The following is a 13,423-nucleotide window of genomic DNA, read 5'->3' on the forward strand; positions in this document are numbered from 1 at the left end:
AATATGGGAATTATCAAGGCGTTCAAGCTGGGATTTGACTATCTCAAGTATGATGAGGACGGCAACGTAGAGGCAACACAGCGTGCCGTCAATGATGTAAACCTGGACATTGAAGCCGGCGATTTTGTGGCCATTCTGGGGCACAATGGTTCCGGGAAATCCACACTGGCGAAGCACATGAACGCGCTTCTGATCCCTTCGGAGGGAACTTTGTGGGTGGACGATATGGACACAGCCAAGGAACCGGAATTATGGAAAATCCGCCAGAGAGCAGGAATGGTTTTCCAGAATCCGGACAACCAGATCATTGGTACGGTTGTGGAAGAGGATGTAGGATTTGGACCTGAGAATATGGGCGTTCCTACAGAGGAAATCTGGAAGCGTGTGGATGACAGCCTGAAAAAGACAGGAATGACAGCATACCGCTATCAGTCTCCTAACAAGCTTTCCGGAGGACAGAAACAAAGAGTTGCAATCGCGGGTGTTGTAGCAATGCGTCCCCGATGCATTGTTCTGGATGAGCCCACTGCAATGCTTGATCCAAATGGCCGGAAAGAGGTATTGGAGGCTGTTTCCGAACTGAACAAAAAAGAAAACATAACAGTTATTCTTATTACCCATTATATGGAAGAAGTGATCCATGCCAATAAGGTTTACGTTATGGATCGTGGAAATGTGGTAATGCAAGGAACTCCAAAAGAAATTTTTTCCCAGGTAGAGACACTGAAGAAATACCGGCTGGATGTACCACAGGTAACGCTGCTTGCACATGAACTTCATAAGTCTGGCGTTGACATTCCAGAAGGAATACTGACAAAAGAGGAACTGGTAGGTGCATTATGTCGATAGAGCTTAAGAACGTGACTTATACTTATAGTCAGGGTACTGCATACGAAAGTCATGCCCTGAAAGACATTAATCTTGTGATTCCGGATGGACAGTTTATTGGTGTAATCGGTCATACCGGAAGTGGAAAGTCAACCCTGATCCAGCATTTTAATGCATTGATCCAGCCTACCAGTGGGCAGGTCCTTTATAATGGTGAAGATGTATGGGCAGAAAAATATGACCGCCGTGCTCTTCGAAGTGAGGTGGGACTGGTATTCCAATACCCAGAGCATCAGCTGTTTGAGAACACCGTATTGGCAGATGTGTGCTTTGGGCCTATGAACCAGGGACTTTCCAGGGAACAGGCAGAAGAAGAGGCGAAAAAAGCTCTTGCTCATGTTGGTGTAAAAGAAGAAAACTTTACCAAATCTCCTTTTGAGCTTTCCGGAGGACAGAAAAAAAGAGTTGCGATTGCGGGAGTTCTTGCAATGAATCCGAAAATCCTGATTCTGGATGAGCCTACTGCGGGACTTGACCCCCAGGGACGGGATGATATCCTGGATCAGATCGCAGCGCTTCACAAAATGAGGGGAATTACGATTATTCTGGTTTCCCATAGTATGGAAGATATTGCGAAATATGTGGAACGCCTGATCGTAATGAATCATGGCGAAATGGTATTTGACGATACTCCAAAGAATGTATTTGCCCATTATAGGGAACTGGAAGAAATGGGACTTGCAGCGCCGCAGATCACTTATATTATGCATGCTCTTTCAGAAAACGGACTGGATGTGGATACTACAGCAACTACTGTAGAGGAAGCGAAAGAGACAATTCTGGAAGCATTGAAGAAACAAAAGCCTTCACTTTTTAAGAAGGGAGGCAGCGAAGAATGATCAGAGATATTACAATTGGACAATATTATCCGGCAGACTCTGTGATTCATAAGCTGGATCCGAGAACCAAGCTGGTTGGAACGATTGCATTTATTGTATCAGTATTTTTGTTTCATACATTTCCAGGATATGCAGTAGCAACCATTTTTCTGGCAGGAATGATCTTTTTGTCAAAGGTTCCGGTGAAATTTATTTTTAAGGGTCTGAAGACCATTTTCATGCTGCTTCTGATCACCATATTCTTTAATATGATACTTACGCCCGGTGAGGTAGTGTGGAAGCTTGGCTTTATTAAGGTGACAAAGGAAGGTCTGGTTCTTGCAGGAACCATGGCAATCCGACTGGTTTATCTGGTAATCGGTTCTTCCATTATGACACTGACGACCACTCCGAACCAGCTGACCGATGGTCTGGAGCGTCTGCTCCGCCCATTAAATAAGCTTCATGTACCAGTACATGATATTGCAATGATGATGTCCATTGCCTTACGTTTCATTCCGATTCTTTTGGAAGAAACGGATAAGATTATGAAAGCCCAGATCGCCCGTGGCGCAGATTTCGAAAATGGAAACCTGATTCAGAAAGCGAAGAACATGGTTCCTCTTCTGGTACCCCTTTTCATTTCTGCATTCAGAAGAGCAAATGATCTGGCTATGGCAATGGAAGCAAGGTGCTACCACGGTGGCGATAACCGGACACAGATGAAGCCGCTGACTTATAAGAAGAGAGATCATGGGGCTTATGTGATTCTGGCGGCATATCTGGCTGTTGCAATCGGGTTCCGGGCAGCTGGAATCTGATGGGAAATTTTTCAGCAATCTGAATGTCCCATTTTGTAATAGATTTTGCTTTTGGGTGCGTAGTAGTTTAAAATATTTATACAGTTCCCTCACCTGCACGAAATGGCAGGTGAGGGAATTTTAACAAGGAGAAAGATTATGAAACGAATTGGACTTGTTGTAGCATACGATGGAACCAATTACTGCGGCTGGCAGACGCAGCCTAATGGGATTACAGTACAGGGAGTACTGAACGATGCCCTTTCTGAACTTTTGGGTGAAAAAATTGAGACCATCGGTGCAAGCCGTACGGACGCAGGGGTACATGCTCTTGGAAACGTGGCAGTATTTGATACCAACACCCGCATTCCCGGCGAAAAAATTTCATATGCTTTGAATCAGCGCCTTCCAGAAGACATTCGTATCCAGATGTCCGAAGAAGTGGAGCCGGATTTTCACCCAAGATACTGTGACAGTGAGAAAACCTATGAATACCGCATTCTGAACCGTAAATTCCCGGTTCCCACAGAGCGCCTGTACTCCTATTTTTATCACTATAAATTAGATGTAGATAAAATGCGTGAGGCGACATCTTATCTGATCGGCCGCCATGACTTTGCCAGTTTCTGCGGTTCCGGTGCCCAGGTAAAGACCACCATTCGTACTGTCACTGGAATTGAAGTTTTCCGTGATGGCGATATGGTTACCATCCGCGTTTCAGGAACGGGATTCCTCTATAATATGGTCCGTATCATTTCGGGCACGCTGATCGAAATCGGTAACGGCCAGTATCCGCCGGAGCGCATGCAGAAAATCCTGGATGCCAAAGACCGTTCTGCCGCCGGTCCAACTGCACCCGCGCAGGGACTCACCCTGATGGGAATACAGTTCTTCGAGTAAACTATATAATTGCTGTTTAATGTGCTGAGAAACCGCGTACGGGAAACATGAATCAGCACATTAAACAGCAACTTTTAAAGCGCGTCTGTGTAATACACACTTTTTTGTAGTACTTCATATTCTCAAAATGTCAATAGCACATAATTATAATCCAGCAAAATCCCACAACAAAAATGTCCAGTCCAGCACAAAATTGTGCACATACTAACACAAAAATTGAAAGAGTAATCAAAAATTAGTCCATTTTACACAAAACCCCTATATGATATTATAATCCCATCAGAAAGCTATACGAAATAGCAAATAAAAATGATACGGGAGGTTTATCATGAAGAGAAAAGTAGCAATGGCAATGGTAGCAGCAATGGCAGTTGGTTCACTTGCAGTTCCGGTAATGGCAGAAGACGGAGCAGCTGGCGGCGGAAAGATCGGTATCTCAATGCCTACACAGTCTCTGGAGCGTTGGAATCGTGATGGTTCTTATCTGCAGAAACAGTTCGAAGATGCTGGATACGAAGTAGAGCTTACATACTCTGACAACGAGACAGACCGTCAGGTAAACGATATCCAGAACCTGATCTCCGACGGAGTTAACTTGTTAGTTGTAGCAGCTATCGATGGCGAGGCTCTTAATACAGTTATGGATGAAGCAGCAGATGCAGGAATCCCGGTTATTTCCTATGACCGTCTGATTAAATCTGACGCTGTTTCCTACTATGTATCCTTTGATAACTATACAGTTGGTACCCTTCAGGGACAGTACGTTGTAGATACTCTGGATCTTGACAATGCTGGTGACAAGACATACAATATCGAGTTTACAGCTGGTGATCCTGCTGATAACAATGCCGGATACTTCTTCAATGGTGCATTTGATGTATTAAAACCATACATTGATGCAGGAACCTTAAATGTAGTTTCCGGACAGACTGATTTTGATTCTGTTGCAACACCTGCATGGGATACCCAGACAGCACTTGAAAGAATGCAGAACATTCTGGCATCCTACTATGCAGACGGAACACAGCTTGACGTAGCTCTTTGCTCCAACGACTCCACAGCACTTGGTGTAACACAGGCAATCGAGTCTGACTATGCTGGTGATAACACTGTTCTGATCACAGGACAGGATGGTGACGAAGCAAACCTTGCAAACATCGTTGATGGAAAACAGTCCATGACCGTTTACAAAGCAGTTGCCAATGAGGCAGTCGTAACACTTGACCTTGCAAAAGCAATGCTGGCTGGAGACACAATTGATGAGTCCCTGATTGAAAAATCTGGTTGGGATTTCGATTGTACTTATGATACAGAGTCCTATGAGACTTCTGACGGAAACAAATGCCCATCTTTCCTTCTGGTTCCTACAGTTGTAACAAAAGACAACCTTCAGGAAGCACTGGTTGACCCAGGATACTATACAATGGACGATGACGGATATCTTCATCCGGCAAACTAATTGAAGCTGAACTAAAACGTCAAATCAAAAATGAAGTTGTAAATGTGGGCGGGGTGAAAAGCCCCGCCTGCTTTATGGGAAAGGGGGCGCCATTTTGGCTGACAATATTTTAGTAATGGAACACATTACGAAGGAATTCCCCGGTGTCAAAGCTTTGGATAACGTTAACCTTGAAGTTCAGCGTGGCGAGATTCATGCGCTGATCGGTGAGAACGGTGCGGGAAAGTCCACATTGATGAACGTATTAAGTGGTCAGTATCCATACGGCAGCTATACTGGAACGGTTACCTACGAAGGTGAAGAGTGTAAGTTTAAAAAGCTTAATGACAGCGAGGCAAAAGGTATCGTTATTATTCACCAGGAGCTTGCATTGATCCCACTGCTTTCCATCGGTGAAAACATGTTTCTTGGAAACGAGATCAAAAATAAAAGAGGAGCCATCGACTGGGATAAAACATTCAGCGAGGCTGAGAAACACATGGCTCAGGTAGGTCTTCACGAATCTGCCCAGACCCTGATCAAAGATATCGGAACCGGCAAACAGCAGCTGGTAGAAATTGCAAAAGCTTTTTCAAAGAAAGTAAAACTGCTCATCCTGGATGAGCCTACTTCATCCCTGAATGATGAAGATGCAAAGATGCTTCTGGATCTGCTTATGGAATTTAAGAAACAGGGACTGACATCTATTATTATCACACATAAACTGAATGAGATCATTTACTGTGCAGACCGTTGTACCATTCTTCGAGACGGAAGCACGATCGAGACACTTACAAAAGGCGTGGATGACTTAAGTGAGGACAGAATCATCAAAGGAATGGTTGGACGTCCTATGGAAGACCGTTATCCGAAACGTGAACATAATGTAAGTAAAGAAGTGATGCTGGAGGTTAAGAACTGGACGGTTCATCATCCTCTGTATCCGGAAAAAATTGTAGACGACAATATTTCCTTTAAAGTACATAAAGGTGAGGTTGTTGGTTTCTCAGGACTGCAGGGTGCAGGCCGTACAGAGCTGGCAATGTCCATCTTCGGTAAGAGCTATGGAACAAATATCTCTGGCGAGTTGTACATAAAGGGTGAAAAAGTAGATTTGAAGGATCCTCGTGCAGCAATCCAGCATGGTCTGGCATATGTAACTGAGGATCGTAAAACAAACGGACTGATCCTTGATGAATCCATCCGTTTCAACACAACACTGGCCCGTCTTTCCAAAGTCTGTGATAAAGGAATCATCAATACAGACCTTGAAGTACAGCTGGCAGAAAAGATGACCCAGGAAATGGGCACCAAGACACCTTCCAATGAACAGCGTATCGGTAACCTGTCTGGTGGTAACCAGCAGAAAGCCCTCCTTGGAAAGTGGATGTTTACAGAACCGGATATCCTGATTCTGGACGAGCCTACCCGAGGAATCGATGTAGGTGCAAAATATGATATTTACTGTCTGATCAACCAGATGGTAGAACAGGGAAAATCTGTTATCATGATTTCCTCTGAAATGCCTGAAATCCTTGGTATGTGCGATAGAATTTACATTATGAACGAAGGCAAGATGGCCGGAGAACTGGAAGCAAAAGAAGCTACCCAGGAAGGCATCATGGCACATATCATGCAGAATCAGAAGAAATAATCAAGGGGGAAAACGATATGAATTCCAAAATTAAGGACTTTTTAAGAAAATATACGATGGTCATTGCGCTTGTAATCGTATTTATTCTGTTCTGTGCTCTGACTGATGGACGACTTCTTTACGCGCAGAACATGTCAAACCTTATGCTCCAGAACGGATATGTACTGGTTCTTGCATGTGGTATGTTACTTTGTATCTTAACTGGTGGTAACATCGATCTTTCTGTTGGATCTGTTATCTGTTTTGTAGGCGGTGTTGCAGCTGTCCTCATTGGCAACAAGGGCTTCAACCCATTTGTAACTATTCTTCTTTGCCTGGTAATCGGTCTTCTGGTTGGTATCTGGCAGGGCTACTGGATTGGTTATAAGAGAATCCCTCCATTCATCACTACACTTGCTGGTATGTTCATCTTCCGTGGATTTGGACGACTGGTACTGGACAACAAGACTGTATCTATCCAGGATAAATCTTTCCTGAATGTATTTACTTCTTACATCAATATTCCTGGTCTGGATGATGGAAAGAAATATTCTGCATTGATCGTTGGTGTTATCATCGCATGTTATATTATTTTCTCAACTATGCGTTCAAGAGCCAACAAAGCGAAAAAAGGCTATCGTCAGAATACAGCAGCTTCTGATTACAGCAGAGCAGCCGTAATCGCAGTTGTTATTCTCTGGTATTGCTACAAGCTGTATCAGTACAAAGGTATCTCTGTAATGCTTGTATGGGTTGTTGTAATCTGCATGATCTACAACTTCATCACATCCAAGACAGCATTTGGACGTTATTTCTACGCAATCGGTGGTAACGAGAAAGCTACACAGCTTTCCGGTATTGATACAAATAAGGTTTACTTTATTGCATACGCAAACATGGGCTTACTTGCTGGCCTTGCAGGTCTTCTCTGCGCGGCACGTGTAGGTTCTGTAAACGGTAGTACAGGTACTTCCTTCGAGATGGATGCAATCGGTTCCTGTTTCATCGGTGGTGCTTCTGCATACGGTGGAAGTGGTACTGTAGGCGGTGTTGTAATCGGTGCTCTTCTTCTTGGTGTTATCAACATGGGTATGTCTATCATGGGTATCGGTGATTCCTGGCAGTACGTTGTAAAAGGTGCCGTACTTCTGATTGCAGTTGTATTTGATGTTATCTCTAACAGAAAATCTAACTAACAATCAGAATTGAAAAATGAACAAAACTGCTGTGAATGCAAATAGCAGTAAAAAGGCTGTTGCCAAAAAAATGGCAATGGCCTTTTTGCAACCTGTCACATTATTGCTCTTGCAGGTTATTGCTTATGTTATTCATAGTAACACGTTTTGCGCAGTAACTTTTGCATATATCAGTTGATTATGTTAAACTACTACATAAGGAATTAGGAATAAAAGCTATAAGAAGTCCAAAACAATAGCTTTATTGTGGCAGGATTAATATGTGAATACAAGGAAACTGTAAACTATGAAAAAATCTACACTGACCGTTTTTTTTATTCTGGCAGGCTGTATGCTGTTTCTTTCCGGAATCTGGATCTATTTCCAGAAAACCCTGGATAAGGTCGATCTGGGGGAAAGAGAGGGAGCAGCCAGTTACGAAAAACATTATCTGATGATCTCAGGTGAGGAAAATACCCTGATGTGGGATTCTATTTATAAAAGCGCCAGCGCTGCAGCAAAGGATGCAGATGCTTATGTGGAGCAGATCACACTAGGGCATGATTCAGGTTATACGAAAGCGGATTATCTGCAGATCGGAATTGCATCCAAGGTGGATGGCATCATTCTGGAAGCAGATGGAAGCAGCGAAGAGCAAAAGCTGATCCAGGAAGCCACAGATCAGAATATTCCAGTGGTTACCGTTCTTACAGATGATTCCTCCAGTGCAAGAATCAGTTTTGTGGGTCTGAACAGCTATCAGCTTGGAAATGCCTATACAGAGCAGATACTGGGACTTTTGAAGAAACATGAGACTACCCAGGTGCTTCTTTTGTCCAATTCCCAGTCAAAAACACAGGAGACCAACTTGGTCTATTATCAGATCAAAAAAGAACTGGAAGAGAAAAAGAAGGACTACCAGTCTGTCAATATTTCAGAATACAGCATTGACAGCAGCTCCGACTTCGATACAGAGGAGTTTGTCAGAGATATTTTCGTAAGTGGAGAAACCCTTCCGGATGTGCTGGTATGTATGGACGAGGTTGTGACTGAGTGTGTTTATCAGGCTCTTGTAGATTACAATGAAGTGGGAAATGTAGATGTAGTTGGCTTTTATTATTCGGATGTAATTCTTGACGCGATCAGTAAAGGTATTATTTCTTCTGCGATTGCCCTGGATATGGAGGAAATCGGGCGTTACAGCATTAATGCGTTGGAAGAATACTCATCCCTTGGACACACAAGCAGTTATTATAGTGTCGGACAGCATGTGATCACAAGAGGAAATGTAGGCATCTACAGAACGGAGGGGAACTAGATGAAAGAGAAAAAAGTGAGCCTTTCCGTACAAAATTCCATCCAGACAAGACTTAGTGCCGCTATGGTTCTGGTAATGGTTTTCGTAATGTGCATTAATTTTTTTATTTTTGAACAGATTCATACCGGTGTAGACCGGATAGATGCTGTTTTTTCCAGTAACGCTGCGATCAATGATCTATCTGATACTTTAAATAAGCTGGAAAGTACGGTGTATGAGTATCTGAATACAAAGGGAACCAAGTCCCTGGAAAATTATTACAGGTATGAGCAGGACTACAGGCAGCTTCTGGACGAATTAAATGACCGGAATGTGGATAATGAAGGAAAAATGCTGGAAAAAAATATCCGCAGAATGTCAGAAAGCTATCTGGATCAGACCAGTGAGACAGTTCAGGCAAAACGAGGCAGAAATATAGAAAAATATAAATCTTCTTATGAAAAAGAAAGACAGCTTTATGATTATATTAATTCTTACATTTACAGGCTGAACAATCTGCGCTTCCGGATAAATTCCTCTAACTACCAGATTCTTCTTTCTTCCATGGATGTACTGTACAGGCTGGCTCTTGTTGTGATTTCCATTGTTGCGGCTGTTGGGGTGGCGATCATCATATTGGTTGTGCGTTCCATGATCCGTCCTCTTACCCAGCTTTCCAACACTGCCCATGAAGTGGCAATGGGAAACCTGAATGTGCCGGTTCTGCCTGTTGTATGTGAAGACGAGGTCGGGGTGGTAACAAGAGGTTTTAACCAGATGCTGGACAGCATCCGTCTTCATATTAAGCAGCAGAGGGAAAATATGGAGAAGCAGGCGCAGATGAAGGAACGTGAGCTTCTTATGGAAACACATCTGAAAGAAGCACAGCTGAAATATCTGCAGGCACAGATCAATCCTCATTTTTTGTTTAACTGTTTGAATGCAGGTGCCCAGCTTGCCATGTTGGAGGATGCAGAGCGTACAGGTGTTTTCCTGGAAAAAATGGCAGACTTTTTCCGGTATAATGTGCGGAAAATGGAGGATGATGCCATGCTCTGGGAAGAAGTGGATGCTGTAGACAACTATATTTATATTCTGAATGTCAGATTTGCGGGAGATATCCATTATGAAAAAGACGTGGATGAAGGAATCGGGGATTTCCGTATTCCAAGTATGATCCTGCAGCCTTTGGTAGAAAATGCAGTGCAGCATGGAATTCACGACTGTATGGAGACTGGAATGATCCGGATGTCCATTCACAAGGATGGAGATGACCTGGAAATTACAGTCAGTGACAATGGGGCCGGAATGACGCAGGAAATGATCGATTCAGTAATGGCTGGAAAAGCCCGGAATAATGGGGAAGACCGTTATTCTACCGGAATTGCTGTGGGTAATGTTATTGACCGCCTGGAATTGTATTATAAACAAAAAGGACTTCTTACCATCGAAAGTGATGGACTTGGATTGGGCACCAGTGTGCACATAACGCTGCCTGTGGAGGCGGAAGGAGACCGTGACTAGAGCGTGCCCAAAAAATCATTCCTGCAATAAGCGATACTCTGAAAAAGAAATAGAAACCAAGAGGTGTAAAAATGTACCGTATTCTGATAGCTGATGATGAAGGAATCATGCTGGAAGCCTTTAAAAGCGTGATCCTGGCTGAATTTAAAGACCAGTGCAGTGTGGAGACTGCAAAGACCGGAAGAGTGGTGATCGAGAAGGCAGAGACCTTTCACCCGGATGTTGTATTTATGGATATCCATATGCCTGGAATCAATGGAATCCAGGCAATGAGAGAAATTCGGAAATTTAACAATTCTGCTTTGTTTTATGTAGTCTCTGCCTATGATAAGTTTGATTATGCAAAAGAGGCAATAGATCTTGGGGTGGAAAAATATCTGACGAAGCCTATTTCCAAGAGTAAGATCATTTCGGTTGTGGAAGAAGCTACGGCTAAGGTGGATAAAGTCCGTGATCAGAGAAGTAATCTGTTGAAAATCCAGGAAAAGCTGGAGACCGTTATTCCTGTTGTGGAAACCAGTTATGTAAACTCCCTTCTTTTCCAGAAGGAGATGCAGGCAGCAGACTATTATCAGCAGCTTCTGGATATCGAATACGGACAGGGCTATGTCATGGTGATACAATTTGGTCAGAGCTATGAGAATGGAAGGCTGGTAAGTCCGGTGGGGATGAATGTGAAAGCCCAGAGCTTTTATCCAGAGCTCCGGGATGTGATGAAATCCACCTTTTCCTGTGTAGTTGGAAATATTATGTCAAACCGTATTCCAGTGGTGATTCCGTGTGAAGTTTCCCAGAATCCTTACGAGGATCGTATTGATCTGGTGGAAAAAGCCAGGGAGCTTGTGGCAAGGCTGGAGAGCCGCCTGGATGCAAAATTCCGCGTGGGAATTGGAAGAGTGTGGGAAATGGCAGAACTGGAGCGCTCTTATCGGGAAGCTCTCCGTGCGCTGAATGGAAGTCTGAGCCGTGTGATACATATCGAGGATCTTTCCCAGAATGGTGTGTATGACGAGGCTTTCCCAGGAAACAACGAAAAGAGGATGTTCCGTTTTCTGGGCGAGGGAAACGAAGAGGGCATGCTGCAGGAGCTGAACACTTTTTTTGACTGGATGGTGGAACATTACTCACAGGATATGAATAATATCCGGCTGAAAGTGCTGGAATATATTATCTGGGGAGAAAAGCTGGCTTTCGAAAGTGGCGCGATCAACTATGGCTTCAGCTACAGGAGAGACTATCTTGATATTGCCATGTCTTTTCCCACTTATGAGGAGCTGCGCAAATGGTTTGAGGAAAAAATGGTCAATATATGCAGGGCAATTCGTGACCAGAAGGAAGACCAGTCCAATTCTGCGGTAAAGAAGGCTATGTTTTATATTCAGAAAAATTACAGCAAAGATATTTCCCTGGACGATGTTTCCAGCCAGGTAAATATCAGCCCTTATTATTTTAGTAAGATTTTCAAGGAAGAGACTGGGAAAAATTTTATCGAGTATCTTACCAGGGTCCGTATTGATAAAGCGAAGGATCTGCTGGTGGATGCAAACGTAAGTGTGAAAGAAGCTGGAATCCAAAGTGGCTATTCGGATCCCAATTATTTCAGCAGGATCTTTAAAAAGCAGATGGATATGACTCCAAGTGAATATAAGGCGAGGTATGGAAAATGAAAAAGAAAAGCGGGCTGTTTTTCTTGGCACTTTTGCTTACGGTTATTCTCACTGGTTGTGGGAGAACACAGCAGGAACCGCAGAAAAGTAAAAAAAAGGAAGAGGACAAGCTTCAGATCGGACTTAGTTTTGACTCCTTTGTAATCGAACGGTGGCTCAGGGATCGTGATATGTTTGTTTCTACGGCACAGAGTCTTGGAGCAGAGGTAAATGTGCAGGTTGCCGGGGGAGTTGTGGAGGAACAGGTTTCCCAGATCGAGTATTTTATCAAGAAAAATATGGATGTGATCGTGGTGATCCCAATTGATGGCGAGGCTCTTTATGATGTACTGAAAGAGGCGAAAGATAAGGGAATTTATGTAATCTGTTATGATCGTATTGTGGAAAATATAGATGCAGATCTGTATATCACTATTGATAATGAGAAGGTTGGAACACTTATGGGAGAGGCGCTGATTAAGGCTTGCCCGGAAGGTGGAAATATTTTCGCAATCAACGGTTCTCCTACAGATGGAAATGTGGAAGAAGTGGTGAAAGGCTTTACCAAGGCGATTGAGGGCAGTAAGCTGAATGTAGTCTACACAGGATACTGTGATAACTGGCTGGCTGAACTTGCTGGCGGTCATGTGACGAAAGGATTGGAAGTGACCAGAGATATTGTGGGAATCATGTGCGGAAATGATGATCTTGCAAGTCAGGCTGTGAAGGTGTTGTCAGAGAACCGGCTGGCAGGAAAAGTGGCAGTTGTTGCCCAGGATGCAGATCTGGCCGCCTGTCAGAGAATTGTAGAGGGTACCCAGGAAATGACGGTGTACAAGCCTATTGAGCAGGAGGCAAATACGGCGGCTGAATTTGCAGTAGCTCTTGGAAAAGGGGAGGATATTACTTCTGGTGCTGGGGAATATAAGGCGAAAGAGACATTTTATGATGGCACTTATGAGATTCCGTATTATAAAATTGATCCGGTGGCAGTGACGGCGGATAATATGGATGAAGTGATCATTGATGGGGGATTCCATACGCGGGAGGATGTTTACCTGAATATACGTTAGGAGGGGGAATCGCTGCGGGGATGATTTGCTGCTGTTTAATGTGCTGGGGATCGATTCTCGTACGCTGTCTGGCAATGTATATTCACCGCCGTGCGGAGCAACGTTCCGGCAAGCTAATGACTAACTACGACTAAGACGCTCAGGAGAGCCTTCGCGCCTAAGTCTCCGTAAGTCATGGATCTCGCTTCCACTAAAACCGCTCCTGAAATGCACGGCTACGTGAATATACAT

At 43.7% G+C, this 13,423-nt stretch carries 11 protein-coding genes; all 11 read left to right on the plus strand.

Annotated elements, in window-relative coordinates; translation table 11 throughout:
• Positions 1 to 3: 3 nt before the first annotated feature.
• The 11 genes from ACTQWB_RS01140 to ACTQWB_RS01190 all read left to right on the plus strand — a co-directional run bounded on the left by ACTQWB_RS01140 (position 4) and on the right by ACTQWB_RS01190 (position 13,192).
• A complete protein-coding gene (locus ACTQWB_RS01140; protein ID WP_441499964.1) occupies positions 4 to 849 on the plus strand; it encodes an energy-coupling factor transporter ATPase in 846 nt (281 codons plus the stop codon).
• Positions 840 to 1,727 (plus strand): energy-coupling factor transporter ATPase, encoded by an 888-nt coding sequence (locus tag ACTQWB_RS01145; RefSeq protein ID WP_441499965.1) that lies wholly within the window; start codon positions 840 to 842, stop codon positions 1,725 to 1,727. The genes ACTQWB_RS01140 and ACTQWB_RS01145 overlap by 10 nt, the downstream gene beginning before the upstream one ends.
• The gene (locus tag ACTQWB_RS01150) at positions 1,724 to 2,527 is read left to right on the plus strand and encodes an energy-coupling factor transporter transmembrane component T family protein (protein WP_441499966.1); all 804 of its coding nucleotides are present in this window, start codon (positions 1,724 to 1,726) and stop codon (positions 2,525 to 2,527) included. The genes ACTQWB_RS01145 and ACTQWB_RS01150 overlap by 4 nt, the downstream gene beginning before the upstream one ends.
• 138 nt (positions 2,528 to 2,665) lie before the next feature.
• Positions 2,666 to 3,406: a tRNA pseudouridine(38-40) synthase TruA gene (truA, locus tag ACTQWB_RS01155; RefSeq protein ID WP_441499967.1), complete on the plus strand. Its 741-nt coding sequence runs from the start codon at positions 2,666 to 2,668 to the stop codon at positions 3,404 to 3,406.
• Between the two features lie 328 nt (positions 3,407 to 3,734).
• Entirely contained in the window at positions 3,735 to 4,865 is a 1,131-nt protein-coding gene (locus ACTQWB_RS01160; protein WP_441483014.1) for a substrate-binding domain-containing protein, read from the plus strand.
• Positions 4,866 to 4,959: 94 nt separating this feature from the next.
• Positions 4,960 to 6,498, plus strand: coding sequence for an ATP-binding cassette domain-containing protein (locus tag ACTQWB_RS01165; protein ID WP_441499968.1), 1,539 nt, complete (start codon positions 4,960 to 4,962; stop codon positions 6,496 to 6,498).
• Positions 6,499 to 6,515: 17 nt separating this feature from the next.
• The gene (gene mmsB, locus ACTQWB_RS01170; protein WP_441499969.1) at positions 6,516 to 7,673 is read left to right on the plus strand and encodes a multiple monosaccharide ABC transporter permease; all 1,158 of its coding nucleotides are present in this window, start codon (positions 6,516 to 6,518) and stop codon (positions 7,671 to 7,673) included.
• Positions 7,674 to 7,959: 286 nt separating this feature from the next.
• Positions 7,960 to 8,970: a substrate-binding domain-containing protein gene (locus ACTQWB_RS01175; protein WP_441499970.1), complete on the plus strand. Its 1,011-nt coding sequence runs from the start codon at positions 7,960 to 7,962 to the stop codon at positions 8,968 to 8,970.
• Positions 8,971 to 10,473, plus strand: a complete 1,503-nt coding sequence (locus tag ACTQWB_RS01180; protein WP_441499971.1) for a sensor histidine kinase — start codon at positions 8,971 to 8,973, stop codon at positions 10,471 to 10,473.
• 71 nt (positions 10,474 to 10,544) lie between these two features.
• Positions 10,545 to 12,140, plus strand: a complete 1,596-nt coding sequence (locus ACTQWB_RS01185; RefSeq protein ID WP_441499972.1) for a response regulator — start codon at positions 10,545 to 10,547, stop codon at positions 12,138 to 12,140.
• Positions 12,137 to 13,192, plus strand: coding sequence for a substrate-binding domain-containing protein (locus tag ACTQWB_RS01190; RefSeq protein ID WP_441499973.1), 1,056 nt, complete (start codon positions 12,137 to 12,139; stop codon positions 13,190 to 13,192). The genes ACTQWB_RS01185 and ACTQWB_RS01190 overlap by 4 nt, the downstream gene beginning before the upstream one ends.
• Positions 13,193 to 13,423: the final 231 nt, after the last annotated feature.

This window comes from Blautia sp. HCP3S3_H10_2, assembly GCF_052122375.1.
GTDB lineage: Bacteria > Bacillota > Clostridia > Lachnospirales > Lachnospiraceae > Blautia_A.

Bases quoted from the DNA above. Each gene is read 5' to 3' on its own strand.
- ACTQWB_RS01140 (WP_441499964.1), top strand. From the start codon at position 4: ATGGGAATTATCAAGGCGTTCAAGCTGGGATTTGACTATCTCAAGTAT.
- ACTQWB_RS01145 (WP_441499965.1), top strand. From the start codon at position 840: ATGTCGATAGAGCTTAAGAACGTGACTTATACTTATAGTCAGGGTACT.
- ACTQWB_RS01150 (WP_441499966.1), top strand. From the start codon at position 1,724: ATGATCAGAGATATTACAATTGGACAATATTATCCGGCAGACTCTGTG.
- truA (WP_441499967.1), top strand. From the start codon at position 2,666: ATGAAACGAATTGGACTTGTTGTAGCATACGATGGAACCAATTACTGC.
- ACTQWB_RS01160 (WP_441483014.1), top strand. From the start codon at position 3,735: ATGAAGAGAAAAGTAGCAATGGCAATGGTAGCAGCAATGGCAGTTGGT.
- mmsB (WP_441499969.1), top strand. From the start codon at position 6,516: ATGAATTCCAAAATTAAGGACTTTTTAAGAAAATATACGATGGTCATT.
- ACTQWB_RS01175 (WP_441499970.1), top strand. From the start codon at position 7,960: ATGAAAAAATCTACACTGACCGTTTTTTTTATTCTGGCAGGCTGTATG.
- ACTQWB_RS01180 (WP_441499971.1), top strand. From the start codon at position 8,971: ATGAAAGAGAAAAAAGTGAGCCTTTCCGTACAAAATTCCATCCAGACA.
- ACTQWB_RS01185 (WP_441499972.1), top strand. From the start codon at position 10,545: ATGTACCGTATTCTGATAGCTGATGATGAAGGAATCATGCTGGAAGCC.
- ACTQWB_RS01190 (WP_441499973.1), top strand. From the start codon at position 12,137: ATGAAAAAGAAAAGCGGGCTGTTTTTCTTGGCACTTTTGCTTACGGTT.